The 26,918-nt window shown below is 71.1% G+C and carries 21 protein-coding genes and 1 tRNA gene; 13 read left to right on the plus strand and 9 right to left on the minus strand.

Annotation, left to right across the window (positions count from 1 at the left end):
- Positions 1–202: 202 nt before the first annotated feature.
- Positions 203–289, plus strand: a tRNA-Leu gene (locus tag ABVN73_RS14745).
- Between the two features lie 105 nt (positions 290–394).
- Here the strand turns inward: ABVN73_RS14745 and ABVN73_RS14750 are convergent.
- Both ABVN73_RS14750 and ABVN73_RS14755 read right to left on the minus strand, forming a co-directional pair.
- Positions 395–2,539 carry a hypothetical protein gene (locus ABVN73_RS14750; protein WP_353860402.1) on the minus strand — a complete coding sequence of 715 codons (2,145 nt, stop codon included), beginning with the start codon at positions 2,537–2,539 and terminating at the stop codon, positions 395–397.
- Positions 2,540–2,683: 144 nt separating this feature from the next.
- The gene (locus ABVN73_RS14755) at positions 2,684–3,025 is read right to left on the minus strand and encodes a hypothetical protein (RefSeq protein ID WP_353860403.1); all 342 of its coding nucleotides are present in this window, start codon (positions 3,023–3,025) and stop codon (positions 2,684–2,686) included.
- 416 nt (positions 3,026–3,441) lie between these two features.
- Between ABVN73_RS14755 and ABVN73_RS14760 the strand changes: the two genes are divergently transcribed.
- Positions 3,442–3,615: a hypothetical protein gene (locus ABVN73_RS14760; protein ID WP_353860404.1), complete on the plus strand. Its 174-nt coding sequence runs from the start codon at positions 3,442–3,444 to the stop codon at positions 3,613–3,615.
- Positions 3,616–4,079: 464 nt separating this feature from the next.
- Here the strand turns inward: ABVN73_RS14760 and ABVN73_RS14765 are convergent, their stop codons facing one another.
- Entirely contained in the window at positions 4,080–4,262 is a 183-nt protein-coding gene (locus ABVN73_RS14765) for a hypothetical protein (protein ID WP_353860405.1), read from the minus strand.
- A gap of 270 nt (positions 4,263–4,532) precedes the next feature.
- Between ABVN73_RS14765 and ABVN73_RS14770 the strand changes: the two genes are divergently transcribed.
- A complete protein-coding gene (locus ABVN73_RS14770; protein ID WP_353860406.1) occupies positions 4,533–7,181 on the plus strand; it encodes a DUF3772 domain-containing protein in 2,649 nt (882 codons plus the stop codon).
- A 22-nt stretch (positions 7,182–7,203) separates the two neighbouring features.
- Here ABVN73_RS14770 and ABVN73_RS14775 read toward each other — a convergent pair whose 3' ends face one another.
- Together ABVN73_RS14775 and ABVN73_RS14780 are read right to left on the minus strand one after the other, a co-directional pair.
- Positions 7,204–7,437 carry a hypothetical protein gene (locus ABVN73_RS14775; RefSeq protein ID WP_353860407.1) on the minus strand — a complete coding sequence of 78 codons (234 nt, stop codon included), beginning with the start codon at positions 7,435–7,437 and terminating at the stop codon, positions 7,204–7,206.
- A 350-nt stretch (positions 7,438–7,787) separates the two neighbouring features.
- Positions 7,788–8,939 carry an MFS transporter gene (locus ABVN73_RS14780; RefSeq protein ID WP_353860408.1) on the minus strand — a complete coding sequence of 384 codons (1,152 nt, stop codon included), beginning with the start codon at positions 8,937–8,939 and terminating at the stop codon, positions 7,788–7,790.
- A gap of 178 nt (positions 8,940–9,117) precedes the next feature.
- Here ABVN73_RS14780 and ABVN73_RS14785 point away from each other — a divergent pair, with 178 nt between their 5' ends.
- Positions 9,118–9,723, plus strand: coding sequence for a glutathione peroxidase (locus tag ABVN73_RS14785; RefSeq protein WP_353860409.1), 606 nt, complete (start codon positions 9,118–9,120; stop codon positions 9,721–9,723).
- A 4-nt stretch (positions 9,724–9,727) separates the two neighbouring features.
- A complete protein-coding gene (locus tag ABVN73_RS14790) occupies positions 9,728–10,231 on the plus strand; it encodes a DUF3429 domain-containing protein (protein WP_353860410.1) in 504 nt (167 codons plus the stop codon).
- On the opposite strand, the gene dusA is transcribed toward ABVN73_RS14790, so the two are convergent.
- Complete coding sequence (gene dusA, locus ABVN73_RS14795) at positions 10,212–11,201, minus strand: tRNA dihydrouridine(20/20a) synthase DusA (protein ID WP_353860411.1); 990 nt, start codon at positions 11,199–11,201, stop codon at positions 10,212–10,214. The two genes, ABVN73_RS14790 and dusA, sit on opposite strands and share 20 nt — an antisense overlap.
- Before the next feature lie 84 nt (positions 11,202–11,285).
- On the minus strand, positions 11,286–12,170 hold the full coding sequence (hexR, locus tag ABVN73_RS14800; protein ID WP_353860412.1) for a transcriptional regulator HexR: 885 nt from the start codon (positions 12,168–12,170) through the stop codon (positions 11,286–11,288).
- A 462-nt stretch (positions 12,171–12,632) separates the two neighbouring features.
- Here hexR and ABVN73_RS14805 point away from each other — a divergent pair, with 462 nt between their 5' ends.
- From ABVN73_RS14805 to ABVN73_RS14815, 3 genes are read left to right on the plus strand one after another with little or no spacing between them, the layout of a single operon-like run.
- The gene (locus tag ABVN73_RS14805) at positions 12,633–13,172 is read left to right on the plus strand and encodes a TRAP transporter small permease (protein WP_353860413.1); all 540 of its coding nucleotides are present in this window, start codon (positions 12,633–12,635) and stop codon (positions 13,170–13,172) included.
- A gap of 34 nt (positions 13,173–13,206) precedes the next feature.
- Positions 13,207–14,487: a TRAP transporter large permease subunit gene (locus tag ABVN73_RS14810; RefSeq protein WP_353860414.1), complete on the plus strand. Its 1,281-nt coding sequence runs from the start codon at positions 13,207–13,209 to the stop codon at positions 14,485–14,487.
- 30 nt (positions 14,488–14,517) lie between these two features.
- Positions 14,518–15,531, plus strand: a complete 1,014-nt coding sequence (locus tag ABVN73_RS14815; protein WP_353860415.1) for a TRAP transporter substrate-binding protein — start codon at positions 14,518–14,520, stop codon at positions 15,529–15,531.
- Positions 15,532–15,583: 52 nt separating this feature from the next.
- Here ABVN73_RS14815 and ABVN73_RS14820 read toward each other — a convergent pair whose 3' ends face one another.
- A complete protein-coding gene (locus ABVN73_RS14820; protein WP_353860416.1) occupies positions 15,584–16,867 on the minus strand; it encodes a hypothetical protein in 1,284 nt (427 codons plus the stop codon).
- A gap of 32 nt (positions 16,868–16,899) precedes the next feature.
- Entirely contained in the window at positions 16,900–17,751 is an 852-nt protein-coding gene (locus tag ABVN73_RS14825) for a fumarylacetoacetate hydrolase family protein (protein WP_353860417.1), read from the minus strand.
- A 157-nt stretch (positions 17,752–17,908) separates the two neighbouring features.
- Between ABVN73_RS14825 and ABVN73_RS14830 the strand changes: the two genes are divergently transcribed.
- The 5 genes from ABVN73_RS14830 to ABVN73_RS14850 all read left to right on the plus strand — a co-directional run bounded on the left by ABVN73_RS14830 (position 17,909) and on the right by ABVN73_RS14850 (position 26,908).
- Positions 17,909–18,367 (plus strand): hypothetical protein, encoded by a 459-nt coding sequence (locus ABVN73_RS14830; RefSeq protein WP_353860418.1) that lies wholly within the window; start codon positions 17,909–17,911, stop codon positions 18,365–18,367.
- A gap of 106 nt (positions 18,368–18,473) precedes the next feature.
- A complete protein-coding gene (locus tag ABVN73_RS14835; RefSeq protein WP_353860419.1) occupies positions 18,474–18,791 on the plus strand; it encodes a hypothetical protein in 318 nt (105 codons plus the stop codon).
- Between the two features lie 135 nt (positions 18,792–18,926).
- Positions 18,927–20,090, plus strand: coding sequence for an aminotransferase (locus ABVN73_RS14840; protein ID WP_353860420.1), 1,164 nt, complete (start codon positions 18,927–18,929; stop codon positions 20,088–20,090).
- A 147-nt stretch (positions 20,091–20,237) separates the two neighbouring features.
- Positions 20,238–21,866, plus strand: coding sequence for an ATP-binding protein (locus tag ABVN73_RS14845; protein ID WP_353860421.1), 1,629 nt, complete (start codon positions 20,238–20,240; stop codon positions 21,864–21,866).
- 176 nt (positions 21,867–22,042) lie between these two features.
- Positions 22,043–26,908 carry an alpha-2-macroglobulin gene (locus ABVN73_RS14850; RefSeq protein WP_353860422.1) on the plus strand — a complete coding sequence of 1,622 codons (4,866 nt, stop codon included), beginning with the start codon at positions 22,043–22,045 and terminating at the stop codon, positions 26,906–26,908.
- Positions 26,909–26,918 lie beyond the last annotated feature (10 nt).

Consider the following 26,918-nt stretch of genomic DNA (forward strand, 5'->3'; position numbering starts at 1 on the left):
CTTATCCCCCGCGAATGCGATAACAGGGCGCGGCGCGCACGAATGGGTGCGCGGACAGGCCGGAAACGGCCGGTCGGCGGCTTGGCCGCACCCTGAGAAAGTTGTTGCAATCCGACGCGGCGCCGCGTAACGTCCCGCTTAGGAAAGCAAGGTAATTCAATGGGTTGGGCTTTTGCGTCCGGTCCATTCGAACGATGAAGTCGCGGTCGTGGCGGAATTGGTAGACGCGCAGCGTTGAGGTCGCTGTGGCAGAAATGCTGTGGAAGTTCGAGTCTTCTCGACCGCACCATCCCTATCGTCGGCGGCATCGCCGGACGACAATGAAAATCGGGGCCTTCTCAGGCCCCTTTTTCATGCCCGCGAGGCGCGGGCGTCATTTCCCCCTCATCACCGTTCACTCCTCCAACGTCCAATTTCCGGCGGTCCGGCAGGTGCGCAGCGGCGTGCCGGCATCCCGGCCGGCGGGGGTGGTCACGACGTGGGTCAGGCCGAAGCACAGGCGGCCGCGGTCCTTGGGGTCGGCGATGCGGCCCGTCACCGTGACCACGCCGGAGCGCAAGCGGTCGCCCGACATCCACTCCTGGCCCATGGACGCCCGCTCCGTGCCCGATGCGGCGAGCGCGCCGAGGAAGGCCCCGGCGACCTGCGCCTGGTCGTCCAGGCTCATGCGCAGGCGGGTGGCGTTGCTCCAGCCCGGCCCGACCAGCAATTCCGGCGTCCGGACATTGACGGCCACCCGGTCGGAGGCGATGGCCACCGCCAGATCCAACGGGTCTTCCGGCGCCACGCCCGGCGGCGTGTCGATCAGCCCGGTCAGGCTGGCGAGCCCGGTGCGCGTGCCTTCGCCCATCTTGCCGTCGATGGCCCCATCATAGCGTCCCAGCCGGGCCAGCGCCCGCTGCGCCGCCATGATCCGCTCCTCCGTCGTCAGGACGCGCGGGGCAGGCAGGGGGGCGCGGCCCTCGGTGATCGCCTCCACGTCCAGCCGGTGGTTCAGCCGGCTGAAGCCCGGCCCGCCGTTCCACAACGTCAGCAGGCCGAGATGCAGCACCGCCGCGGCGGACAGCAGGACGAGCGGCCAGGAGCCCTGGTCCGGCGCGCGGACCGGCCCGCCGAAGACCGCGCCCAGCGCGCCGCGCACCACCCCGCGCACCAGCATCCACAGGCCCAGCCCGGCGGCGACGGGAAGCCCGATGTCCCAGCCCAGCCGCAGCCACGCCGGGGCGGGCTGCTCCGGCGTGGCGCCGGTGAGCAGGGCTGGGCCGTCCACCCCCGCCACAAGCAGCAGGACCAGGGCGAGCAGTCCCGCCGCGGCGACCCAACTCCGCGCCACGGCGGTGCGGCTGGTCTCGGCGAAGCGCTCGGCCAGGACGGCGGCGATCTCGTTCACGAAGGCGGGGCTGACGCATCCCTCATGGTCGGCCACGATCGCCGCGGCGTCCGGCTCCCGGCCATCGAGCACCGCCTCGGCGACGGAGCGGGTCAGGCGGTAGGCGCCGGCCAGGGCGAAGGCGTCGGCGGGGGACAGCGCCGCGATGCGCGCCAGCACCGGAGCCAGCACGGTGTCCAGGAAGGGGGGCAGGGGCGCGGAGTCGCCGTCCGGCCCGACGGTCTCCACCTCGAACGGCACGCCGTCGCACTCCCAGGACAGCGCGACCACCGTCAGCGTGCCGCTGCGCTGGTAGAGGAGCTGCGTGCCGGAATGGCGCACCGTGGCGGGCGCGGGGTTGGCGAGCGCGGCGAAACCGGCGAAGCCAGCCTCCTCCAGCGCCATGCGGACCGCCGCCGGGGCGTCCGGCGGGGCGGTCAGGCTGTAGGAGGGATGGGCGGTCAGGCGGGGGTGGTGGATGTGGGTGAACTGCCCGACCCCGCCGCAGGACTCGCACGCCACGACTCCGTCGCCGGCGCAGACCGGGCAGCGGTGCTGGCCGCGACCGCCGCAGTCCGGGCAGTCCGGCGCCTCGGCCGTCGCGCTGTGGGTGCAGCGGATCTTGCCGCCGCGGCAGCCGTCGCCGCCGCAGGCCCGCACCCCGCCGCCGTTGCAGCCGCTGCAGACCTCGTGCAGGTAGTAGGGACCGCGCAGCGAGGGCAGGGGCGGCAACGGCTCCTCCGCCGCGGCCATCGCCTCGACCCGCTCGTCCAGCGGCCCGAGCAGCGTGGCGAAGCGGTGGGCGGTCTCCAGCGACGCGGCCTCGGCGTCCAGGTCGCGGGCCAGCGTCGCGTTCAGCTCGGCGGCGTTGCGGCAGTAGATGGCGAAGCGCACCATTTCCGCGCCCAGCCGGACCTCCACCTCGGTCGCCCAGTCGATGCTCAGGGTCAGGTGGGCGCCGACCATCACCTCGCGCTGCTGGGCCTGGCGAAGCGTCACCCCTTCCGGCGCCGGGACGTTGCCGGAGGCCGCCCGGCGCAGCCGCCGGATCAGGGCGGTTTGCGGAACCGTCGCGGCGGGGGCGGGGCGGTGACGATCGCCCGCGGGCGGATCGCCGGCGGAGGGGGCGCCCGGGGAGGGATCACCCCGGGACGGATCGCCTGGGGTCACGGCACCTTGCGGCGCATCACCGGGGCCCGGTCGGAGGGGGCCAAGCTCGTTCCGGTCGAAGTCGAGGCTGTCGGGCATGGGGCGTGCGTGTCCGCGAACAGGGGCGCCGGCACTGGAACAGGCCGCGGACGCCGGAACGGAAAATCAGGCGGCGACGTCCGGCGCGGGTCCGCCACCGGTCGGCGCCCGGTCGTCGGGCTCACGATCGTCGTGCTCTCGGTCGTCGGGCTCACGGTCTCCGAGGTCGGGCTCCTCGGCGGCGTCCGCCGAGGCCGGCGAGTCCGTGACGTTGTCCGGAACCGGCGCGTGGCGGACCCAGCGGCGGCCTTCCATGGCGAAGCCGTGATCGCGGAACCACAACCGCTCCGCCTCGTCGGCGGCGCGGAACAGCACCAGCGTCCAGGCGTCGCTGTCCTGCGTCCCGTCGCTGCCGTCGTCGGGCATGGCGTAGGGCTGGAGCGAATAGGGGAAGTCGTCGCGGGTCACTGCATGCCCCCCGTATTGGAGCCGCCGGAGCCCGATGGCCGCGCCGAGGCGGGCGGAGGTTCGGACCCGTCCCCCTCGATCGGTTCCAGGTCGCTTGCGGCGGCGTATTTGATGAGACGGCCGTCGGCCAGGCGGATGTCGTAGGTCGGCTCACCGGCAAGGGTTCGTGCGACGACGAGGGCTTCCTGGCCCGCAAACCTCACCCGTGTTCCCAACCTCAGCATCCCGCCCCCGACTGTGTCTTGATCGTCGTCGCAGGCTAAGGATTCGGCCGGGGGTGTGCTGTGTCAAAAACCGGACGCCAAAGGAGCAGGGCTGTGCTTGCGGGGTTCTCCCCTTGCGGGACTTGGTGCGCCGGGCCCTTTGCGCTGTTGATGATGCAAAAGGACAGGTGTGGTGCAACGATGGAGGTGTTCATGCCCGCACAGCAGGACAACGGCAACCGGAAGCCGTCCGTCATCGATCTGGTGACCGACCCCGAGAAGTTCGATCAATGGCAGCGCCAACGCGAGCGGGACGAGGCATCGGACGGCGACCGCGGCCGCGAACCGGACCGCGGCCGGCCCGAAGCCCCCGGCGGGCGCGACTGACGGCACCGGTTCGGTGGCCGGCATCAGGGGGCGGTGTCCGCTGACCGGTGCGTGATCGAGCGGTTACTCCGCGGCCTCCCGGGCGGGCGGCGCCTCCACGGGAATGCCCAGCGGAGCGTCGCAATGGAACTGCATGAGCCGGCGCTCGACCCGGATCAGGTACGCGCGCGCGTCCAACCCCACGGGGCCGCGGCTGTGTTCGCGGACGAGCCTGATCGCGCGACAGGCATGTCCGCATTCCGGTGTGGCAAACTGGCACAAAACGATGGTCCGCCAAAAAGAGTGTGTCCCAAAGTATTAATCCTTTTGACAGATGGCGTCGAGCATCGGTTCCGATTCGAACAGAATGTCACAACGTGTCGTTCGGCGCGGCGCCGTCCCGGCGTCTTATGGCTGGCATACAGCAGTATGCAAATCGGGATTTGGATGTCCCGCCCCGGCTGGCCAAGCAAAGGTTGCGGGGGTCAGTCCGCGCCGGGATTTCCCTCGGTCCGCGTTGCGGACTGCGCGCCTTCCAGGAGCGCCAGATACTCCAGAAGCCGTTCCAGCGTCTCGGTCGGCATCCCGACGGAAGGGACGTCGTTGCGCTTGGCGGCCTTCAGCGCGGTGCGGAGCAAGGTGCGGTCGATGTCGGTCAAACCGGCCATGATGATGACGTGCGTGTGAAGCGACGATGCGCAACCTCTATCATCAAGACGCACAACCACGCCATGCCCAATCGGAAGGCAGGCGCACGAAACAGCGGCGGCCCGGACGGGTGCCGTCGGCCCCCGCGAACGGATAGGACGCGCCGCCCTCCTCTGTCACATCCTGGTGACACGGCGTGCCATACTTTTGCCGCGACGCCGAAGAGTATAGGTATCCCTTTTCCCGGTTCGCCGGGGTGGCCGCCTTTCGCCAACACGGGATTCCGAACGGTGATCCAGATTTCCTCCGCTTTCCGCCGCCGGGTCGGCCGGCTCCTGGCAGCCCTGACGCTGTGTGGCGCGCTTGCCGCGGGCGCCGTCGTGCCGTCGGCCTTCGCCCAATCCGCCGCTCCGGCGGCGGAGGCGGCGGCGGACTTCAAGACGAAACTGCCGCAATGGCAGAACGCGTTGGAGCGGGCGGCCAACCGCATCGCCGGGGGCGATCTGGCGAACACCGAATACGAGACGCTGCGCGCCGATCTCGCGAAGATCCAGCACGAGGTCCGGGAAGCCGGGGCCGCCGCCGCCGCCGCCCGCGACACCGCGCAGCGGATGCTCGACGCGCTGGGCCCGCCCCCGGCCCAGGGCGCCCCGCCGGAGGAGGCGGGGATCGCCGCGGAGCGCAAGCGCCTGACCCAGACCATCGGCGAGGCGGAGGGGCGGACCAAGCAGACCGAGCTGATCGTCACCCGCGCCGACATCCTGCTGCGCACCGCCGCCGACCAGCGCATGACCCAGCTCACCGAGCAGATCGTCCGGCGCGGCCCGGTGCCGCTGCTGCCGGCCACCTGGGCCGCCCTGCCCGAGCAGACGGCCTATGTGCAGGAGCGCATCGCGCGGGCCTTCGGCATCGTCATGGGGGACGACGAGTGGCGCGGCCGCCTGTACGGTCTGGGCGCGCTCGCCGCCGTGCTGTTTCTGGTGGCCTGGCCGGTGCGCCGGGTGCTGCTGCGCCGCTACGGCCACCGCGACTTGGAGGAGCGGCCCAGCTACCGCCAGCGCGTGGTGGCGATGGCGGTGGAGGCGCTGGCCCGCTGCCTGGTGCCGCTGGTGCCGACCCTGGTGCTGAGCGGCGCCCTGGTCGGGCTGCTGCGCGACGCGGCGGACGCCGGGCCGCTGACGGCGCTGGTGGTCGGGGTGTCCGGCGGCCTCACCGCCTATTTCCTGGTGACCGGCGTCGCCCGCGCCACCCTGGCGCCCGACCATCCGTCCTGGCAGCTTGCCAACCTCGACCCGGACAGCGCGCGCCGTCTGGTCCGCCGCGTCCCGCTCGTCATGATCGGGCTGGCGCTGGCCGGAACCGGCATCGCCCTGTCGGAGGGGATGTTCACCCCGCCGGAGCTGCGGTCGATCACCGGCTTCGGCACCATGGCGCTGATCGCCGTGTCGCTGCTGTTCCTCTACCCGGATCATCTCTGGCTCGCCGCCCCGCAACCGGAGGCCGAGGCGACCGACGATTGCGGCTGCCCGGACCCCGCGCCCGGGGCCGGGCTGGATGTCACCCTGCCGCCTCCGGCGCCCGTTCCCACCGAGGCGGAGGCCAGGGAGGCGCCGCCCGCCCGTCCGCGGGTCGTCGGGCTGCGCCTGCGCCTGCTGATCGGGGCCGTGACCCTGGCCTCGCTGGTCGCCGCGGGCGCCGGCTATCTGGTCGGCGCAATCTACGCCTCGAAGCTGATGCTGACCACGCTCATCATCGGCGGCGTCCTGCTGGTGGCGCGCGGCGTCCTGCGCGAACTGCTCTGCGTCCTGCTGGAGCGCGGCAGCGGGCAGGTGGCCGAGGTGCGCGACATCGTGATCGCCACCGACCGCGGCCGGCGGATGCTGGGGCAGGCCGGGCGGACGGTGATCGACGGGCTGCTGCTGACCGTGGCGGCCTTCTTCCTGCTGCCGCTGACCGGCATGACCCTGTCGGAGATGAAGGGGCTGGCCGACGGCTTCCTCAGCGGCGTCACGGTGGGCGGCGTGCGCATCGCGCCGGGCGACATCATGTCGGCGCTGATGGTGCTGGGCGTCGTCGTCGCGGTGACCCGCTTCATCCAGCGCCAGCTCGACGAGCGCATCCTCGGCCGCGTCAACATGGACGACGGCGTGCGCAACTCCATCCGCATGGGTGTGGGCTATCTCGGCACCACCATGGCGGTGCTGATGTCGGTCGGCACGCTGGGGCTCGACCTGTCCAGCCTCGCCATGATCGCGTCGGCCCTGTCGGTGGGTATCGGCTTCGGCCTGCAGAACGTCGTCAGCAACTTCATCTCCGGCCTGATCATGCTGGTGGAACGGCCGGTGAAGGTGGGCGACTGGGTGGTCGTCAACGGGCTGGAGGGCACCGTGCGCCGGATCAGCGTCCGCGCGACGGAGATCCAGACCTTCCAGCGCGCCTCGGTGATCATCCCGAACTCGGAGTTCATCTCCAAGTCGGTGGTCAACTGGACGCTGAAGGACAAGACCACCCGCATCGAGATCAAGGTGCGCATCACCTACGACACCGACGCCCGGCAGGTCTACGCGATGCTGCTGAAGATCGGCTACGGCCACGCCCAGGTGCTGCGCAACCCGGAGCCGGTGGTGATGTTCCGCGACTTTCTGCCGAGCGGGCCGGAGTTCGAGCTGCGCTGCTTCGTCGCCAACACCGACCACATCATCCCGGTGCGCAACGAGCTGCGCATGCGCATCCTGGAGCAGTTCCGCGAGCATAGCATCCAGATGCCCTTCGACCAGCAGACCGTCCACATGCCGAAGGTCGAGGCGATGCTGGAGGTTCTCCTGGCCGAGCGCCGCGCCCAGGCCGGCGTGCCGGAGCTTCAGGTGGTCGCCGACGGCGGCAAGGTCGTGCCGCTGGCCGACACGCTCAGCGACCGCGGGCCGCGCACCGCCACCTGACGGGGCGGCCGGCGGCGCGTCGTCAGGGCTGCGGCTCCGCCTGTTTGCGCCGCCGCAGCGGGGTCACCTTGGGCGGGGCCGCGGCGGGGCCGGGAAGGGGTTGCCAGCCGGCGATGGCGCGCACGCAGCGCAGCGCCTCCGGGTTGTTGGAGAAGACCGGGAACAGCCGGCGCAGTTCCACCACGGCGGACCATTCGCCGCGATCGTGGAAGGCCCGGCGGATCGTTTCGGCTTCGCTCTCGCTGACGGTGAACATGGCGCCAGAGTGCCCCGCGGACCGGTGGCGCGCAAGTCGTCTCGGCGCCGGAAGCAGCCCTTTGCCGCGCGCCCCGTGGCCTGTCAAGGAAAGTTGTTCACAGGCGGCCACATCCTTCGCTTGACTCCGCTTACGGGGCGGGGCAGTCCCCGGACCAGGGCCGGAACGGCGCGCCGGGCGCGAAAAATCCTTGATCGGCGCGGTTTTCTAATGTGCCCAAAAATCGGGCATTTCCGCCGGACCCCTTGAGGGGCCGCCTGTCCCTTCGGTTACCCCTCGATTCGCCAACAGAGTTATCCACAGAATCTGGGGATATCCGAAATATTGACATATCAGGCGGACCGACTCTCTCAGGTTGGGCGGCGGATCAGCCGCACGGCCCCGACGCCCAGCAGCATGGTCAGCGCGCCGCCGAACAGGAAGAGGGCGGGCAGGCCGATCTGATGGGCGACCGCCCCGTAAACCACCGGCCCGATCCCCTGTCCCAGGAAGAAGGAGGAGGCGAAGAGGGCGAGCGCCGACCCGCGCGCCGTCGCCGACAGCTCCGTCGCCTGGGTCTGCATCGTGTTGTGGAGCATGTAGAAGCCGAATCCGGCGACCAGGAACAGCAGGGACACCACCGGCCAGGGCACCGGGGCGAGCATCGCCAGATAGGCGCCGCCGGCCACGAGGCCGCCGGCCCCCATCATCCCCCATTGGCCGAGCGTGCCGAGCAGCCGCCGCACGATGAAGCTGTAGACGACTCCGCCGATGGCGAAGGCGGCGAGCGTCACCCCGGCCTCGAACGCGCCCTCCGCCCCGTGGCGGGCCAGCATGGGGGCGACGAAGGGGAAGACGCCGAAGATCAGCAGACCTTCCGCCGCCACCGTGGCGAAGACCCAGACCGACACCGGATTGGCCAGGACGGAGGCGTAGCGCGCTCGCGCGTCGGCGATGGACAGGGGATGCCGCTCCTCCCGCTCGCCCTTCAGCAGCAGGGCGGCGGTCAGCGCGATCAGGCCGGTCACCAGCGCGGCCAGGGCGAAGACGGTGCGCCAGCCCGCCACCTCCGACAGGGCGCCGGCGACCGCCGAGCCGGACATCTGGCCGAGGATGACCGCCAGCAGGAAGCGGCTGATGGCGAACTGCCGCTCCGTGTAGACCACCCGGTCCCCGATCAGCGCCATGGAGGCGGGTATGATTCCCCCGGCAAAGGCTCCGGCCAGCATCCGCGAGGCCAGGACGGTGCAGTAGCCGGGCGCCACCGCCGACAGCGCCACGCCGATGGTCAGGACGACCAGGGACAGCCGGATCAGCCGCGTCTTGCCGATGGCGTCGCCGACCGGTCCCAGGATGAGCTGCATCGCCGCGTAGGGCAGCGTGTAGGCGGAGGAGAGCAGGGCCGCCTCGGCCACGCCGATGCCGAGGTCCGACGCGATGACGGTCAGCATCGGGTCGGTGGTGCGCAGCGAAAAGGCGCTCGCGAAACCGGCGAGGCCGAGCATCAGGATGAGAAGGCGCATGGGAGGCGTCGGCCGGTCTATGGTCTGGGGCGGGCGGGGGGACAACCCTAAAGCACATGCGGCCGTCCGTCGCACGGCAAGATGGCCATGGCACCCATGCGCGCGCATGATCCGACAGGCCTCGACCGCCGTATAGAGCAAGGCCCTACAGACCAGCGCCGCCGACCGGGAGACCGCCATGCCAACGACCCGTAATGCCGCCCGAACCGCCGCCGGGATTCTGTCCGCCGTCCTGATGCTGTCCGCGGCCATCCCCGGTGCGGCGGCGTCCGACGCGCTCGACTGGGCGGCGCTGCCACTGCCGTCCATCGACGGCGGCACGCTCGCGCCCGATGCCTTCCGGGGCAAGGCGGTGCTGGTTGTCAACACGGCGTCGCAATGCGGCTACACCGGCCAGTATGAGGGGCTGCAAAAGCTCTGGGCCGGACGGCGCGACCGCGGGCTGGTCGTCCTGGGCGTGCCGAGCAACGATTTCGGCGGGCAGGAGCCCGGCAGCAACGCCCAGGTCGCGTCCTTCTGCGAACTCAACTACGGCGTCGATTTTCCCCTGATGGAAAAGCAGTCCGTCACCGGACCGCAGGCCCACCCGCTCTACCGTTGGGCGGCGGCGGTCACCGGGCCGCAGGGCGTGCCGCGCTGGAACTTCCACAAGATCCTGATCGGCCGCGACGGGCGGCTGGTGGAATGGTTCGGCAGCCCGGTGGCTCCGGAGTCCGCCACCCTGACGGCGGCCGTGGACAAGGCGCTGGCGCAACCTGCGCCGGGGCCCGCGCCGGGGCCGTGAGCCCATGGACGCGCTGTCCTTCGATGCGCGCCGCGCCAAGGTCGTCCGGCTGCTGTCCTACGGCGGGCTGATTCCCTTCGTCGGCGGCGCCGCGCTGGCCTGGATGGCGGAGGGCGTCGCGCAGGCCGTCGTGGTTCGGGCCGTGGTCGTCTACGCGGTGTCGATCCTGTCCTTCATCGGCGCCATCCACTGGGGCCGCATTCTCGCGGGACAGGATAGGGCGGGCCAGGATAATGCGGCCCAGGATGGGGCGGGGCAAGACGGCGAGACGAGCGGGTCGGCGTGGCTGGTCTGGGGAGTGGCGCCGTCGCTGCTGGGGTGGGGCGCCACCCTGCTGCCGTCCGGGCTGACGATTCCGGCGCTGATCCTGTCCTTCTTTCTCGCCTGGGCAGTGGACCGCAGCGCCGCGTCGGACGGGCGCTATCCGCGCTGGTTCGGCACGCTGCGGACCCGTCTGACCATTGTCGTCTGCCTGACGCTCGCCGCGCTCATCCCGCTTGGGGCATGACCGCTTGGCGGCGCGGCACCAGCGCGGCGGCCTTCAGCAGCACCTCCGGCCCGGCGCCGGGAAGGTGGGCGTTCTCGCTGATGTGGCGGCGCCACGCGCGGGCGCCCGGCAGGCCCTGGAACAGCCCCAGCATGTGCCGGGTGATCGCCGACAGCGGCGCCCCCTGGCGCATCCGCTCCTCGGCGTAGGCGGCCATCGCCTCGACCACCGCGTAGCGGTCGGGGCCGGGCTCCCCGCCGAACAGGCGGCGGTCGGCGTCGGCCAGGATGTAGGGCGTCTCGTAGGCGGCGCGCCCGATCATCACGCTGTCCAGCGTGGCGAGATGCCCTTCCGCCTCGTCCAGGGTCCGGATGCCGCCGTTGATCGCGATGGTGAGCTGCGGGTTCTCCTGCTTCAGCCGGTGCACGAGGTCGTAGCGCAGCGGCGGGATGTCCCGGTTCTCCTTGGGGCTGAGGCCTTTCAGCCAGGCCTTACGGGCGTGCACGATGAAGTGGGTGCAGCCGGCGGCGGACACGGTGCGGACGAAGTTGTCCAGCGTCGGCCATTCCTCCATCGCGTCGATGGCGATGCGCGACTTCACGGTGACGGGGATGGACACCGCCTCGCGCATGGCGCCGACCAGCCGGGCGACCAGATCGGGCTCGGCCATCAGGCAGGCGCCGAAGCGGCCCGACTGCACGCGGTCGCTCGGGCAGCCGACGTTCAGGTTGACCTCGTCATAGCCCCACTCCTCGGCGATGCGGGCGCAGGCCGCCAGCTCCGCCGGGTCGGACCCGCCGAGCTGCAGCGCCACCGGATGCTCCGCCGCGTCGTAGCCGAGCAGCCGCTCGCGATCGCCGTGCAGCACGGCGCCGGTGGTCACCATCTCGGTGTAGAGCAGCGTGTTCTTCGACAGAAGGCGATGGAAGGTCCGGCAATGGCGGTCCGTCCAGTCCATCATCGGCGCGACGCTGAGGGCAATGGCGGGCATGGGCAGGGACTGTCTGTGAATCGGGAACGGCGGCGCACCAATTGGACCAAGCCGGGCCGGATGGCAAGGGGAGAGGGGGCGAGGCTATGCCCGATGGCGGCTTCGGGCGGGCTTGCCGTGGGAGGAGCGGGTGCCGGACAGCACGGCCTTGACCTTGGCCAGATGGTGCCGGGCCTCGGCGCCGAGCTTCAGGGCAACCCCGGTGGACAGCACGTCGATGATCGCCAGATGGACGAGGCGGGAGGCCATCGGCGTGTAGATCTCCGCGTCCTCGACCGGGGTGTGGCCGATGGCGACCGACGACACCGCGGCCAGCGGCGAGCCCGGCGCGGTGATCGCGACGACCGGAATCCCCAGGTCGCGGGCCATCTGCGCCAGTTCCGTCACCATGATCGTGCGCCCGGTGTTGGAGATCGCCAGCAGAACGCCGCGCGCGCCCAGATTGACCGCCAGCATGCGGACCATCATCGGATCGGCGCTGGCCTGCGCCGCCATGCCGAAGCGCATGAACTTGTGCGCCGCGTCCTCCGCCACCACCGCCGAGGCGCCGGTGCCGATGCACAGGATGCTGGAGGCGTCGGCCAGCAGTTCCACCGCGTGGGAGACGGCCGCCATGTCCAGCGCGCCGGCCGCGTCGTTCAGGGCGGCGGCGGCGGATGAAAAGATTTTTCGCGCGACGGTCGGAGTCTCGTCGTCCGGCGCCACGTCCTGGCTGACGAAGGGGGTGCCGCGGGCCTGCCCCTCGGCCAGCCGCAGCTTGAAATCCGGAAAGCCGGCGCAGCCGATGCTGCGGCAAAAGCGGACGACGGTCGCCTCGCTGACCCCGGCGGCCTGGGCCAGCACGGTGATGCTCTGCCCCAGGACCTTCTGCGGCTCGGCCAGAACCATGTCGGCGACCTGGGCCTCGGAACGCTTCAACCCCGGCAGGCGGCCGCGGATGTGATCGAGGATGTTCACCGGCTGGAGCATGGAAACGGACCGTCCATCCCTAAAAGCGTTCTTGGTCCCCGGCGTTCTTGGCTCCGGGCGTCTTCGGGCGGCGGACCGTACCACCGCCGCCGCGAACGGCATAGCTTCCCCCGGCCCGTTCGGCCGGGACTCCGCGCCGCCTTCCATGGGACCCAAGCTATGCGGGGCGGGGCGGCTTGTGAAGATAATTTTCGTCGTTAGGCCGCTTCCCCGGCGATATGAAGAAAATCTTCTTCACTCGGTTGCGGGACTCCTCTATTTTCCGTCACAGAAAAGTCAAAGGTCCCGGCAAGAGACCCCGGCAAGAGACCAAGTGGGAGGAACCCCGACCCGCCGCCCGGCCCCGCTGCCGGTGCGTCGCGCCGTGCGTGCCTTTCCGCGCCGTCTCCTGTCCGCGTCCGTTCCCTGCCGCCGCCTTTCCGATCAGGTGAGCCCCGCCGCGAGGCAGGCCGAGGAGTGTGCATGAAGCGCGTGGTGGAAGCGCTGGAGATGGTCACCGAATGGATCATGGCGCTGATGCTCGCCGTGATGGTGGCGCTGGTCTTCGGCAACGTGGTTCTGCGGTACGGCTTCAACAGCGGCATCGTCGCCGCCGAGGAGCTGGCCCGCCTGATGTTCGTCTGGCTGGTCTTCCTGGGGGCCACGCTGGCGCTGCGCCGCAACCAGCATCTCGGGCTGGACATCCTCCAGTCGCGTCTGCCGGCCCGCGCCCGCCGCGCCTGCGCCGTGATCAGCCATCTGCTGATGATCTACGCGCTCTGGCTGTTCATCGAGGGCAGCTGGTTCCAGCTCCTGATCGGGATGGAGACGCGCTCCACCGTGCTCAGCTTCCCCATGGCCTTCTACGCCGCCGCGGGTTTCTTCCCGGCGATCGCCATGGCGCTGACGATCCTCGCCAACCTCTGGAAAATCCTGTCGGGCGACGCGACGGCGCACATCCCCGGCAACGGCGACCCCCACGGCGTCACCGCCCCGCAGGGCGGCGCCATCGCCGAGCATTGATTCCGTCCGGCCTTCTGAAAGCGGAGCCCGTTCCATGGCCCTCGCGGTCTTCCTCTCCTCGCTGTTCGGCCTGATGCTGCTCGGCATGCCCATCGCCTTCGCCCTGATGCTGACGGGCGTGGCGCTGATGGTGCATCTCGACTTCTTCGACGCCCAGCTCGTCGCCCAGAACATGCTGAGCGGCGCCGACAACTACCCGCTGATGGCGGTGCCCTTCTTCATCCTGGCCGGCGAGCTGATGAACGCCGGCGGCATCTCGCAGCGGATCATCAACCTCGCGGTCAGCCTCGTCGGGCACATCCGCGGCGGCCTGGGCTACGTGACCATCGGCGCGTCGGTGATGCTGGCCAGCCTGTCCGGCTCGGCCATCGCCGACACGGCGGCGCTCGCCACGCTGCTGATCCCGATGATGCGCGACAACGGCTATCCGGTGCCGCGCTCCGCCGGCCTGATCGCGTCGGGCGGCATCATCGCCCCGATCATCCCGCCCAGCATGCCCTTCATCATCTTCGGCGTGACCACCAACACCTCGATCAGCGGGCTGTTCATGGCCGGCATCGTGCCCGGCCTGCTGATGGGCGCCGGTCTGGTCATCACCTGGATGTTCGTGGTGCGCGGCATGACCGTGAAGCTGCAGCCCAAGGCGAGCTGGGGCCAGCGCCGCACCGCGCTGGTCGAGGGCGTCTGGGCGCTGGCCCTGCCGGTCATCATCATCGGCGGCCTGCGCGGCGGCATCTTCACCCCGACCGAGGCCGCGGTGGTCGCCGCCGTCTACTCGCTGGTGGTGGCGCTGTTCGTCTACCGGCAGGTGACGCTGACGGATCTGGTGCCGCTGCTGGTCCAGGCCGCGCGCACCACCAGCACGGTGATGTTCCTGTGCGCGGCGGCGCTGGTGTCGTCCTACATGGTGACGCTGGCCGACCTGCCGCAGCAGATGAACGAGATGCTGTCGCCGCTGCTGGAGCATCCGAAGCTGCTGATGGTCGCCATCACGCTGCTGCTGCTGGCCGTCGGCACGGTGATGGACCTGACGCCGACGATCCTGGTGCTCGGCCCCGTGCTGACCCCGCTGGCCGCGGCGGCGGGCATCGACCCGACCTATTTCGGCGTGATGTTCGTCCTGACCGGCACGCTGGGCCTGATCCATCCGCCGGTCTGCACGGTGCTGAACGTGGTGTGCGGCGTCGCCCGCATCTCGCTGGAAAGCGCCACGCGCGGCATCTGGCCCTTCCTTCTGACCTACCTGCTTCTGCTGAGCCTGCTGATCGCCGTTCCGGAGATCGTCACGGCCCCGCTGGCCCTTTTCCGCCATTAATCACAAACGCTCACAGGGAAGAACCGACCCATGAAGCTTCTCCGTTCCGTCCTTCTGGCCACCGGCCTCGCCGCCGCCATCCTCGCCCCCGTCGCCGCTTCCGCCCAGGACATCAAGCCGCGCCTCATCCGCTTCGGCTACGGCCTGTCGGAGAGCAGCAACCAGGGCCGCGCCGTGAAGTTCTTCGTCGAGGAGATGTCCAAGCGCTCCGGCGGCAAGCTGAAGGTCAAGGGCTTCGCCGACGCCAGCCTGGGCAGCGACATCCAGATGCAGAACGCCCTGATCGGCGGCGCGCAGGAGATGATGGTCGGCTCGACCGCCACGCTGGTCGGCATCGTCAAGGACTTCGCCGTCTTCGACCTGCCGTTCCTGTTCAACAACGAGCAGGAGGCCGACGCCGTGTTCGACGGCCCGTTCGGCCAGAAGCTGGCGGCCAAGCTGAACGACAAGGGCCTTGTCGGCCTCGTCTACTGGGAGAACGGCTTCCGCAACCTGACCAACAGCAAGCGCCCGGTCGAGAAGGTCGAGGACCTGAAGGGCATCAAGCTGCGCGTCATGCAGAACCCGGTCTACATCGACATGTTCAACGGCTTCGGCGCCAACGCCGTGCCGCTGTCCTTCTCCGAGCTGTTCACTGCCATGGAGACGGGCACCGTGGACGGCCAGGAGAACCCGGTCACCACCATCCAGTCCTCGAAGTTCTACGAGGTCCAGAAGTACCTGACGATCTCCAAGCACGTCTACAGCCCGTGGATCGTGCTGGCCTCCAAGCGCTGGTACGACGGCCTGTCCGCCGACGAGCGCAAGATCATCGCCGAGGCCGCCGCCGCCTCGCGCGATTTCGAGCGCAAGGACAGCCGCGAGGCGTCGAAGCAGAGCATTGCCTACCTGAAGGACAAGGGCATGCAGATCAACGAGTTGAGCGACGCCGAACTGGGCCGCATGCGTGAGATGGTCAAGCCGGCCATGGACAAGTTCGCCGCCGACGGCGGCGCCGACCTGCTGAACGAGCTGCAGGGCGAGATCAACAAGGTCCGCAAGTAAGAAGCCAAGTTCCCTCTCCCGCCTTGGGGCGGGAGAGGGACTTTTTCACCGTCTACTTCACCCGCTCACCGGTGAACGGGTTCCAGCCCACGGCGGCCAGGGCCGTCCAGGCCGTCACCGCCAGATGGGGACGGCGGTAGTAGCGGAAATCGTCCGTGGTGCTGTCCGGCCCGATGGCGAGGCCGGTGGTGATGCTGTCCTCGCGCGTCGCCCAGACATGGCCGCCGCGGCTGACCTCCTTGCCGACCTCGGCCAGAAGCCGCTGCGCGTCGTCGGACCGCCCCAGCAGGCGGTAGACCAGCGCGGCCTGCGCCGTGCCCTCCACCCACATGCCGTCGCGGTCGTCGTTGAAGTCGAAACCGCCGTCGACCCCGTGGGCCTTCTCCGCATAATCCAGCGCCGTCCGCCACGCTTCCGGCGCGCCGCGCAGCAGCAGCGGCCAGAGCTGGGCGTCCAGGCCGGAGGTGGCCCGGTTGACCGTCACCCCGTCCGGCGCCGTGCCGGTGGGGAAATGCCCGCCGCCGTCCGCCCACATGCGGTCGAGAAAGCCGCGCGCCGCCTTCTCCGGCCCGGCCCAATCGCCGCCCCCTTCCCTGGGTGTGCCGCTGCGCTCCAGCCAGCCGAACAGGGCGACGAGGTCGGTGTTGTGTTCCGTCGCCTTCCAGGTCAAGGGCTGGGGCTTGTCGTCGAAGCCCTGGACGCCGCCGTTGAAGCCGCCCGGCCCGCGCGGGTCGGCGGTGTTGGCCACCACCCAGCGGGCCAGCTCCGCGGCGCCGTTGCGGAAGCGCTCCTCGCCGGTCGCCTCGCCCAGCGTCATCAGGGCCAGCCCGGCCCAGGCGACGTTGCCGGTGGCGGAGCCGACCTGATAGGCGTCCTCGAACCAGCGGTTGGCGGTGACGTCCCACCAGCCGTTGGGCGGGATCGGCTTCTGGTTCTGGGCGCCGGCGCGGTAGGTGTTGCGCAGCCGCCCCTGGCGCCGCGCCCGGTCCAGCGTGGCGGCGGAGAGCAGCGATTCGCCGATGCGCAGCGCCGGCTCCGTCTTGCCGCAGGCGACCAGGGCGATGACAGCCAGCGCGTTGTCGTAGGTGAAGGCGGCCTCGCGCAGCGGCAGCTCCGACGTCTGGCCGACGCCGAAGCTGCTGTCGTAGCTGCGCAGGAACACCGGGCCGGAGCCGGGGATCTCCGCCACCCGCGATTCCAGCGTGCCGCAGGTCTTCCCGGCCAGCGCCGCCGCGCCGTCCTCGGCCCGTGCGGCGTTGGACGCGACCCCGGAGGCCGCCAGGGTGCCGACACCGGCGGCGAGCAGCCACGCGGCCAGACGGCTTTTCCGCTTCATCGAAGACACTCCCATTCCGGTCCCGGCGCCCCTCAGCCTTCGAAGGCGCGGACGGACTGGCGCTGCTCGCCCAGCCCCTCGACGCCCAGGCGCATGGTCTGGCCGGGCTGGAGCCAGGGATGGTTCGGGCCGCGGCCCAGCGCCACGCCCTGCGGCGTGCCGGTGGCGATGACGTCGCCCGGCAGCAGGGTCATGAAGCGGCTGATGTAGGACACAATCTCGGCGACGCCGAAGATCATGTCGGCGGTCGTGCTGTCCTGCATCGGCTGACCGTCCACCTCCAGCCACAGGCGCAGCGCCTGCGGGTCGGGCACCTCGTCGCGGGTGACCATCCACGGGCCGATCGGGCAGAAGCTGTCGGCGCTCTTGCCCTTGACCCACTGGCCGGTGCTCTCGGTCTGGAAGGCGCGCTCCGACACGTCGTTGAGGACGCAATAGCCGGCGATGTGGTCGAGGGCGTCGGCCTGATCGACGTAGCGGGCGGTGCGGCCGATGACGATGCCGAGTTCGACCTCCCAGTCGAGCTTGGTGGCGCCCCGCGGCATCTGGACGGGGTCGTTGGGGCCGCAGATGGAGGTCGTCGCCTTCATGAACAGCACCGGCTCCGCCGGTTCGGGCAGGCCGGATTCGGCGGCGTGGGCCCGGTAGTTCAACCCGACGCAGACCACCTTGGGCACCCCCGCGACGCAGGGGCCGAGCCGGGTCCCGTCCGGCACCTGGGCCAGCCGGTCGGTGTCGAGCGTCCGCAGATGGGCCAGACCGTCCTCGGTCAGCGTGGCCGGGCCGATGTCCGACACTACGCCCGACAGGTCGCGGATCACGCCGTTGCGGTCCAGAAGGCCCGGACGCTCATGGCCCGGCGGGCCGAATCGCAGAAGTTTCATCAGGCTAAAACCCTTCCCGTTCCCGAAGGTTGAGCCGCGCCTCTCCTCCGGTGAGTGCTGTCCGGTCCCGGCCGAAGCCGGAAAGGGGCTGTTCCGTCGCGGTCCGGTCTGGTGTACCCTTTTTTCAGCCCATGGGGAAACCAGACGGGAGGCGGATATGCCGGTGTGGCGCCGTTACCTCGTGAAGGAACCGACCGGGCGGCTGGTCGAGCTGCCGAGCCGCCAGTACGACCGCGCCGACGACGGCACGGCACCGATCCCCGACTACGCCGGCCGCTGCGTTGAACTGGTGTCGGCCGTGCTGGTCGGCAAGCAGGGCGCCGCGCCGACGGTGACCGAGGTCGCTTTCACCAAGCTGTATTTCGACCAGTCGGGATTCGTCGACGCCGCCAAGCGGGAGCGGATGATCCGCCTGATGCTGGAAAGCTGCGCCGACCGGCGCTGCCGCAGGCCGGCCCGGCGGACCGGGGGCACCGATTGCAGCGCCCTGGCGGAGCGCGCCGACGCCGCCCGCAGCGAGCTGATGCGCGACTTCGAATGGGCGCCGGCGCCGGCCGAGGTGACCGCCGCGCTGTTCGTCCTGGGGCCGCCCGGCAGCGCCGCGCCGTTGCACTGACGCACCCCTTTTGCTCGTCGTCTCCCCCGAAAAGTCACATCCCTCCACCTCTTCCCCCCTGCCGGGACGCCCCCATATGGCTGCTGGCACAGGAGGAGGAGTCCCGATGCATCGTCGTGCCGCCATCCCCCGCTCGCTGCTCGCCCGGCCCACCCTGGCCCGTGTGCGGCAGCTCGCGCTGATCGGCACCGGGTGGAGCCTGATCGGCCTGGGCGCCCTGATGTCGCCGTTGCCGGGGCCGTTCGGCTTCCCGGTGGCCCTGGCCGGCGGGGTGATCCTGCTGCGCAACTCCGCGGACGCCCGCCGCCTGTTCGTTCGGCTGAAGCGCCGCCACCCCCGTCTGCTCAGCCCCGTCGAGCGCATCCGCGTCAAGCTGCGCCACCGCCGCAACGCCGCCAGGGCCAAGGCCACCGCCACCGCCTGACCGGCACCGCCTGACCCTCGCTGCCTGTCCCCTTCCGGCCTCTCCCTCACCGCCGGGCGGATCTGCGGACGGGGCGCTGGACAGCGCCGTCCGGCTGCGGCATTCCTGTCCGCTCTGGTGGTCAGGAGGATCAAGGTGAAGTCCGGCAACGCAATCCTGTCGAGCTACGGCACGACGATCTTCGAGGTGATGTCCCGCCTGTCGGACGAGCACAAGGCGATCAACCTCGGCCAGGGCTTCCCCGACGAGCGCGGGCCCGCCGACGTGCTGGACGTGGCGGCCAAGGCCATCCTGGAGGGCTGGAACCAGTACCCGCCGATGATGGGCACGCCGGAGCTGCGGCAGGCGGTGGCCGCGCACGGCAAGCGCTTCTACGGGCTGGACATCGACTGGAAGACCGAGGTGATGGTGACCTCCGGCGCCACCGAGGCGCTGACCGCCAGCCTGCTCGGCCTCATCAATCCGGGCGACGAGGTCGTGCTGTTCCAGCCCATGTACGACAGCTACCTGCCGATCGTCCGGCTGGCCGGCGGCGTGCCGCGCTTCGTCAGCCTGAAGGCTCCGGACTGGAGCTTCACGCGGGCCGACCTGGAGGCGGTCTTCTCGCCCAAGACCAAGCTCGTCCTTATCAACGACCCGCTGAATCCCGCCGCCAAGGTCTTCACCCGCGCGGAACTGGAGTTGCTGGCGGAGTTCGTCCAGCGCTTCGACGCCTTCGCCGTCTGCGACGAGGTGTACGAGCACATCATCTTCGACGGGCTCGCGCACATCCCGCTGATGACCCTGCCGGGCATGCGCGACCGCTGCCTGAAGATCGGCTCCGCCGGCAAGACCTTCTCGCTGACCGGCTGGAAGGTCGGCTACGTCACCGGCGCGCCGCACCTGCTCCAGCCCGTCGCCAAGGCGCACCAGTACATCACCTTCACCACCCCGCCCAACCTCCAGGCGGCGGTCGCCTTCGGGCTGGGCAAGGACGACTCCTACTTCGCCGGGCTGGCCGAGGGGCTTCAGGCCAAGCGCGACCGGCTGGCCGACGGGCTGCGCGCCGTGGGCTTCGAGGTGCTGCCGTCCGCCGGCACCTACTTCGTGGTCGCCGACGTGTCGCCCTTCGGCTTCGAGGGGAACGACGAGGATTTCTGCCGCCGCCTGACCGCCGAGGCCGGGGTGACGGCCATCCCCGTCGGCGCCTTCTTCGTCGAGGACGCGCCGCGCAGCTTCATCCGCTTCTGCTTCTCCAAGAGGGACGAGATCCTCGACGGCGCGGTTGAGCGGCTTTCCGCCTATTTCGCGCGCCGATGATGGGTGCGCGTCCCGCATCAACGCGGGATGGAGGGGCTTGCCCGGCGCTTCCATAGCGTGATACCCCTTGTGCTCTTGGGTCGATGCCGGGCCGGAACGGATCATTGTCCGGACCGGCCGCGGTGGACCGCCTGTGGAAGAGCCGGGATGCGCCTGCCGATCTCGTTCCGCTGGTGCGTGTTCGCCATCGCCGCCGTCGCGATCACGGTGGTCTGGGGCGCCTACGCGCAGGTGGTGCGCGAGCTGCTGGACGGCCAGACGCGCGAGGCGGTGGAGAAGGCCGAGACGATGGTCCGGGCCTTCGCCAAGAGCACCCACCGCGCGGTGCATGAGGTGGACATCACGCTGCGCTCCCTGGCGCTGGAATTCGGCAAGGCCGGCCTGCCCGGCGTCCGCAACTTCCTCGACCAGACGCTTTACGACCCGACGCTGATCCATCATTTCACCGTTCTCGACGCCGACGGGGCCGTTCTGCTGCGCAGCGAAGGGCCGGGCGGGCGGGCGAACGAGCGGGACGAGACGGCCTTCGCCTTCCACCAGGGCACCGGCCGCGACCTGATGCACATCGGCACGCCCTTTCCCGGAACGACCGGCGGCGGGCCGCTTCTGCGCCTCAGCCGGCGGCTGACCGACGAGGACGGCGGCTTCGCGGGCATCGTGATCGCCAACGTCGATCCCGACGTCCTGGGCGAGTTCTACCAGCAGGCCAATCTGGGGCTGCGGGGGGCGGTGACCCTGATCGGTATGGACAAGGTGATCCGCGCCCGCGGCGCCTCGCGGGGCGTCGAGGCGGTCGGCCTCGCCATCCCCCAGTCCCGCCTGTGGGAGGAGATGAGCCGGTCGCTCTCCGGGGTCTACTGGCAGAAGTCACAGACCGACGGCGTTCTGCGCGCCTTCGCCTACCGCGTGGTGGAGAACTACCCGCTGGTCGCCACGGTGGGGGTCGCGCGGGTGGACATCGAGGCGGCGGTGGCCGACCTGCGGAACACGCTGTTCCTGCTGGCGGCGATCCTGACCGTGTCCATCCTTCTGGTCACGCTGTTCCTTCTGGTGCAGCACCGCACGGCGGAGCGGCTGCGCGCCGCGCTGGCTCTGAACCGCAACTTCCTCGCCCGCGTCAGCCACGAGCTGCGCACTCCGCTGAACGCCATCCTCGGCTTCTCGGAAATCATCCGCGACCAGATGCTGGGGCCGCAGGCCGGGGGGCGCTACGCCGACTACGCCCGCGACATCCATGAGTCGGGGCGGCACCTGCTGGGGCTGATCAACGACATCATGGACCTGTCGCGGCTCCAGGCGGGGACGCTGCCCCTGCATCCGGAGGACCTCGACGTCGCGCCGGTCGTGGAATGGGCCTTCCGCATGGTGGCGCCGCAGGCCGAGGCCAAGGGCATCCGGCTGGACTTGAACGTCGAGCCGGGACACCACAGCGTCTCGGCGGACGAACGCGCCCTGAAACAGATGCTCCTGAACCTGCTGGCCAACGCCGTCACCTTCACGCCGGACGGCGGGCGCATCCTGGTGACGGTCGGTGGCGGGGCGGACGGCGGATGCCGCGTCCGGGTGACGGACAACGGGATCGGCATGACGCCGGAACAGCTCCTCCAGGCCGCGGAGCCCTTCGGGCAGGCCGAGGTGCATGTGACGCTGCCGGGGCAGGGCAGCGGGCTGGGGCTGGCCATCGTCCGGTCCCTGATGGAGGCCCATGGCGGGCGCCTGCGCATCGACAGCCGGCCCGGCGAGGGCAGCCAGTTCACGCTGGAATTTGCCGCCTGACCCACAGCCGATCCACCTTGCGGGATTTTCCGGGCGGGGCCGCAAAGCCGTGGCGAAACCAGGGGCGCTTCGGCATACTCCGCGCCGGTTTGCCGAAAGCGGTGTTTTCGCAGGCCCGGAGTTTTTCGTCGATGCCCGCGCGCCCCGCGCCGGGCGGCTGGTCCAGGGAAGATCGAATGTTGCGTGCAGTGGCGCGTGTCTGTGCCGTCCTCGTCGCGTCCTCAACCCCCGTCATCGCCGCCGACGCGCCGCCCGAGCCGGTGCCCTTCGGCGTGTCCTCCGCCGAGGTGGTGGCGGAGCGCGACGTGCCGCAGGCCTGCTTCACCTTCACCGACCGGCTGGAGAAGTCGCGCGCGGTGAACTACCGCGACTATGTGGAGGTGACGCCCGCCGGCAATGGGGGGGCCGGCGGTGGGGCGGCCTTCGACGGGACCGCCGTCGCCCGCGACCGCACGCTCTGCGTCGAGGGGCTGAAGCACGGGCAGAGCTACCGCATCACCCTGCGCGACGGCTTGCCGGGCAGCGACGGGAAGCGCCTGCCCAACCCCGACGCGCGCGACATCGAGGTGCCGAACCGCAAGCCGGCGCTGGCCTTCCGCGGGGCGGGCTACATCCTCCCGCGCATCGGCGCCGACGGGCTGCCGCTGCGCTCCATCAACCTCGACCGGGCGAAGCTGCAGGTGCTGCGGATCAACGACCGCAGCCTTGTCGAGAAAATCTATTTCGGCCGCATCGGCCAGCAGATGTCCGACCACGAGGTCGGCGAGATCCTCGACCGCTCCGGCCAGGAGGTGTGGCGCGGCGAGATGGCGATCAGCAACAGCCGCAACCAGGCGGTGGTGACGCCCTTTCCGATCGACGCCGTCCTGGGCCGGCTGGAGCCCGGCGTCTACATCGCCGTGGCCAGCACCGAGGACATCAAGCCCGGCGGCTGGGACCACAAGGCGACCCAATGGTTCGTCGTCTCCGACCTCGGCCTGAACGCCATCACCGGCGAGGACGCTCTGGTCGTCTTCGCCCGCTCCGTCAAGGGCGCGACGCCGGAGGCCGGCGTCGAGCTGCGCCTGCTCGCCCGCAACAACGAGGAGCTGGGCAAGGCGCTGACCGGCGCGGACGGTCTGGCGCGCTTCGACCTCACCGCCCTGCGCGCCGCCGGACGGGAGCCGGTGCAGGCGCTGTTCGCCTACCGCGGGGCGGGGGACTTCGGCTTCCTCGACCTTGTGACGCCGACGCTGGCCAACGCGCCCCCGGCGGGCGGGGCGCCGAACGCGGCGCCGGGCGGCGTCGCGGCCGTGGTCCCGGCGCGCCCGGCCCCCGGCCAGCCCGACGCCTTCCTCTACACCGAGCGCGGCATCTACCGCCCCGGCGAGACGGTGCATCTGGCGGCGCTGCTGCGCGACGCCGACGCCAAGCCGGTCACCGGCCGTCCCGTCACGCTGAAGATCCAGCGTCCGGACGGCTTCGAGGTGGACCGCCGTCCGCTCCCCGAATCCGGCGGCGGCAGCTTCGCCGCCCGCGTCGAGATCCCGGCCAACGCCATGACCGGCACCTGGGCCGTGACCGCCCACGGCGAGCCGGAGGCCGGAAGCCAGCCCAACACGCTGGGGCCGGTGCTGGGCCGCGCCGAGTTCCTGGTCGAGGACTTCGTGCCGCCGCGCCTTGAGGTCGCCCTCGCCGCCGAGGCGGCGGAGCTTCCGGCGGACGGCAAGACGACCCTGACCGTCGACGGGCATTTCCTCTACGGCGCCCCGGCGGCGGGCCTGCCGGGCGAACTGGCGGTGACTCTGCGCGCCGCGGCGAATCCCTACCCGAATCTGCCCGGCTACCGCTTCGGCCTCACCCAGGAGGAGGTGAAGCCGCTGCGCACCGACCTGCCGGGCTTCACCACCAACCGCAACGGGCAGGCCAAGGCCGACCTCGCGCTGCCCAAGGCGCCGGAGAGCACCAAGCCGCTGGAGGCGGTGGTCCGCGCCACCCTGCTCGACATCGGGGGCCGCTCGGTCAGCCGCGATCTGGTCCTGCCGGTGCGCCACCAGCCCTTCGCCGTCGGCATCCGCCCGCGCTTCGAGGGCGACGGCGTGCCGGAGGGCGCCACCGCCGGATTCGACGTGGTGGCGGTCGGGCCGGACGGCCAGCCGATGGACAAGGAGGACCTCTCCTACGAGCTGTTCGAGGAGGAGTACGACTACGCTTGGTTCGAGGCCAACGGGCGCTGGGACTACAAGGTCACGGTGCGCGACCAGCGGGTGACCGGCGGCACGCTCGCCGCCCAGGCGGCCAAGCCAGGCTCGGTGGAGGCCCCGGTGGGCGCCGGCCGTTACCGGCTGGAGGTGTTCGATCCCAAGACCGGCGTGGCGAGCAGCCTGCGCTTCGCCGCCGGCTGGTGGATGACCCCGACCGCCGGCGAACGTCCCGATCAGGTGGACGTGACCGTCATGCTGCCCGCCTACAAGGGCGGCGACACCGCCTGGGTCTACGTCAAGCCGCCCTATGACAGCGAGGTGCTGATCACCGTCGCCGACCGCAAGATCCGGCAGGCCTCGACCCGCCGCATCGGGCCGGAGGGGGCGTTCCTGGAGATCCCCGTCGATCCGACCTGGACCGGCGGCGTCTATGTGCTGGCGACCGCCTTCGGCGCGCCGGACGCGGCGGGCGGCCCGTCGAAGGGCGTGGCGCGCCGCGCCGTCGGCCTGTCCTGGCTGGCGGTTGACGGGGAGGAGCGGGCGCTGGACGTGCGCGTCGCCGCCCCGGCGCAGACCGAGCCCCGCCGCTCCGTCACCGCCGAGGTGGTGGTGGAGGGCGCGCCGGAGGGCCAGCCGGCCTATGTGACGGTCGCCGCGGTGGACGACGCCGTGCTCCAGCTCACCGACCAGCATTCGCCCAATCCCATCGACCATTATCTCGGCAAGCGCCGCCTCGGCGTGGAGTTGCGCGATTCCTTCGGGCGGCTGATCGATCCGGCGGTTCTCGACGCCACCCGGACCCGCCCCGGCGCCGCCCCGCGGCTGCGCCAGGTCGGCGTCACCGTTCCCCAGAAATCGGAGCGCGTCGTCTCCCTGTTCTCCGGCGTGCTGACCGTGGGGCCGGATGGCAAAGTGGCGGTGCCGCTCGACGTTCCCGACTTCCAGGGCCGGCTGCGCCTGATGGCCGTGGCCTGGAGCGGGGACAAGCTGGGCCGCTCCGAATCCTCCATGCTGGTCGCCGATCCGGTGCTGGCCGACCTCGGCCTGCCGCGCTTCCTGGCGCCGGGGGACCGGGCGGTGGTTCCGGTGACGCTCGACAACGTCGCCGGCCCGGCGGGCGCCTACAGCGTCTCCCTGATCGCCAGCGGTGCGGTGTCGCTCAGCGAGGGAACCATCGCCGTGCCCGAACTGGGCAAGGGCAAGCGGGCCACCGCCGGGCGGGTCCTGACCGCCAACGGCGTCGGCACGGGGCACATCGCGCTGGACGTGACCGGGCCGGACGGCCTGCGCATCACGCGCCAGTGGGACATCCCGGTGCGTCCGGCCTCGCCGCTGGTCACCCGCCGCACCACCGCCACGCTGGCCCCGGAGCGCAGCGTCGAACTGCCCGCCGACCTGCTGAACGGCCTGCGTCCGGAGACCGCGACGGCGGCCCTGTCGCTCGGCAACCTGCCGGACCTCGACATTCCCGGCCTGCTGACCGCGCTGGAGCGCGGCGGCCCCGGCGGGCTGGAGATGACCGCCAGCCGCGCGCTGCCCCTGCTCTCGCTGGGCGACGTGGCGGTGGCGCTGGGCGTCGCCTCCGACGAGCGGGTGAAGGCGCGGGTGCAGCGGTCGGTGGACCGCGTGCTGACCTTCCAGCGGATGGACGGCGCCTTCGCCGCCTGGTCGCCGAAGGGGGAGGCCGATTCCTGGCTGACCGCCTACGCGCTGGACTTCCTGGGCCGCGCCAGGGCCGCCGGCTACCGCGTGCCGGAGGGGCCCTACCGCAAGGGGCTGGACGGGCTGCGCGGCGCGCTCGACAACGCCTGGGTGGAGGCCGACGAGCAGCCGGCCCGCGCCTACGCGCTCTATGTGCTGGCGCGCGCCAAGATGATCGACGCCGGTGCGGTCCGCTATTTCCAGGAGACCTTCTGGGACAAGCTGCAGACCGACTTCGCCCGCGCCCAGGTCGCCACGGCCATCGCCGCGCTGGGCGACAAGGACCGCGCGGCGGAAGCCTTCGGGCGGCTGTCCGGCGCCCGCGTCGTCTCGGCCAGCCTGCGCGACTACGGCTCGTCCCTGCGCGACGAGGCCGGCGTGGTGGCCCTGATGGGCGAGAGCGGCGTGGTCGAGCGGGACCGTCTGACCCAGGCGACCGAGCGCCTGTCCAAGACCTACGCCGCCGTCCGCACGACCGGCGTGCAGGAGCAGGCGTGGCTTCTCCAGGCGGCCAAGGCGCTGATCGACCGGGCGCCGGCGATGAAGATCGCCCAGAAGGACCAGCAAGGGGCCGATCAGGTCGCCGAGGGCGTCAAGCCGCTGTTCCAGCGCATCGATCCCGCCGCCCCGCCGGCCATCCGCAACGCCGGGGGCGAGCCGCTGCGCCAGATCCTCTCGGTGTCCGGCATCGCCGAGGCGGCGCCGGGGGCGGAGGAGCAGGGGATGACCATCACCCGCGGCCTGTTCGACATGACCGGCCGCCCCGCCGATCCGGGCGCCGTCCGCCCGAACGACCGGCTGGTGGTGATTCTGGAGGGCAGCGCCTCCGATCCGGTGGACCGGCAGGTCCTGGTGTCCGATCCGCTGCCCGCCGGCTTCGAGATCGAGGCCGCCCGCTTCGCCGGGGGCGGGGCGCCGCTGGGCGACCTGTCCTGGCTGGGCGAGTTGACCGCGCCGCGCGCCGTCGATTACCGCGACGACCGTTTCGTCGCCGCGCTCGACATGACCAAGCAGGCGCCGCGCTTCCGTCTGGTCTATCTGGTGCGCGCGGTGACGCCCGGCGACTACGCCCAGCCCGGCGCCGTGGTGGAGGACCTCTACCGCCCGCACCAGTCGGCCCGCACCGCCGCGTCGCGCCTGCGCGTCCTGCCGGAGTAAGGGGGCCCAA

Source organism: Azospirillum formosense, from assembly GCF_040500525.1.
GTDB classification, from domain to species: Bacteria; Pseudomonadota; Alphaproteobacteria; order Azospirillales; family Azospirillaceae; genus Azospirillum; species Azospirillum formosense_A.

Excerpts from the sequence above, each read along its gene's own strand:
- ABVN73_RS14760 (WP_353860404.1), top strand. The coding sequence starts at position 3,442 with ATGCCCGCACAGCAGGACAACGGCAACCGGAAGCCGTCCGTCATCGAT.
- ABVN73_RS14765 (WP_353860405.1), bottom strand. The coding sequence starts at position 4,262 with ATGGCCGGTTTGACCGACATCGACCGCACCTTGCTCCGCACCGCGCTG.
- ABVN73_RS14775 (WP_353860407.1), bottom strand. The coding sequence starts at position 7,437 with ATGTTCACCGTCAGCGAGAGCGAAGCCGAAACGATCCGCCGGGCCTTC.
- ABVN73_RS14780 (WP_353860408.1), bottom strand. The coding sequence starts at position 8,939 with ATGCGCCTTCTCATCCTGATGCTCGGCCTCGCCGGTTTCGCGAGCGCC.
- ABVN73_RS14785 (WP_353860409.1), top strand. The coding sequence starts at position 9,118 with ATGCCAACGACCCGTAATGCCGCCCGAACCGCCGCCGGGATTCTGTCC.
- ABVN73_RS14790 (WP_353860410.1), top strand. The coding sequence starts at position 9,728 with ATGGACGCGCTGTCCTTCGATGCGCGCCGCGCCAAGGTCGTCCGGCTG.
- dusA (WP_353860411.1), bottom strand. The coding sequence starts at position 11,201 with ATGCCCGCCATTGCCCTCAGCGTCGCGCCGATGATGGACTGGACGGAC.
- hexR (WP_353860412.1), bottom strand. The coding sequence starts at position 12,170 with ATGCTCCAGCCGGTGAACATCCTCGATCACATCCGCGGCCGCCTGCCG.
- ABVN73_RS14805 (WP_353860413.1), top strand. The coding sequence starts at position 12,633 with ATGAAGCGCGTGGTGGAAGCGCTGGAGATGGTCACCGAATGGATCATG.
- ABVN73_RS14810 (WP_353860414.1), top strand. The coding sequence starts at position 13,207 with ATGGCCCTCGCGGTCTTCCTCTCCTCGCTGTTCGGCCTGATGCTGCTC.
- ABVN73_RS14815 (WP_353860415.1), top strand. The coding sequence starts at position 14,518 with ATGAAGCTTCTCCGTTCCGTCCTTCTGGCCACCGGCCTCGCCGCCGCC.
- ABVN73_RS14820 (WP_353860416.1), bottom strand. The coding sequence starts at position 16,867 with ATGAAGCGGAAAAGCCGTCTGGCCGCGTGGCTGCTCGCCGCCGGTGTC.
- ABVN73_RS14825 (WP_353860417.1), bottom strand. The coding sequence starts at position 17,751 with ATGAAACTTCTGCGATTCGGCCCGCCGGGCCATGAGCGTCCGGGCCTT.
- ABVN73_RS14830 (WP_353860418.1), top strand. The coding sequence starts at position 17,909 with ATGCCGGTGTGGCGCCGTTACCTCGTGAAGGAACCGACCGGGCGGCTG.
- ABVN73_RS14835 (WP_353860419.1), top strand. The coding sequence starts at position 18,474 with ATGCATCGTCGTGCCGCCATCCCCCGCTCGCTGCTCGCCCGGCCCACC.
- ABVN73_RS14845 (WP_353860421.1), top strand. The coding sequence starts at position 20,238 with ATGCGCCTGCCGATCTCGTTCCGCTGGTGCGTGTTCGCCATCGCCGCC.
- ABVN73_RS14850 (WP_353860422.1), top strand. The coding sequence starts at position 22,043 with ATGTTGCGTGCAGTGGCGCGTGTCTGTGCCGTCCTCGTCGCGTCCTCA.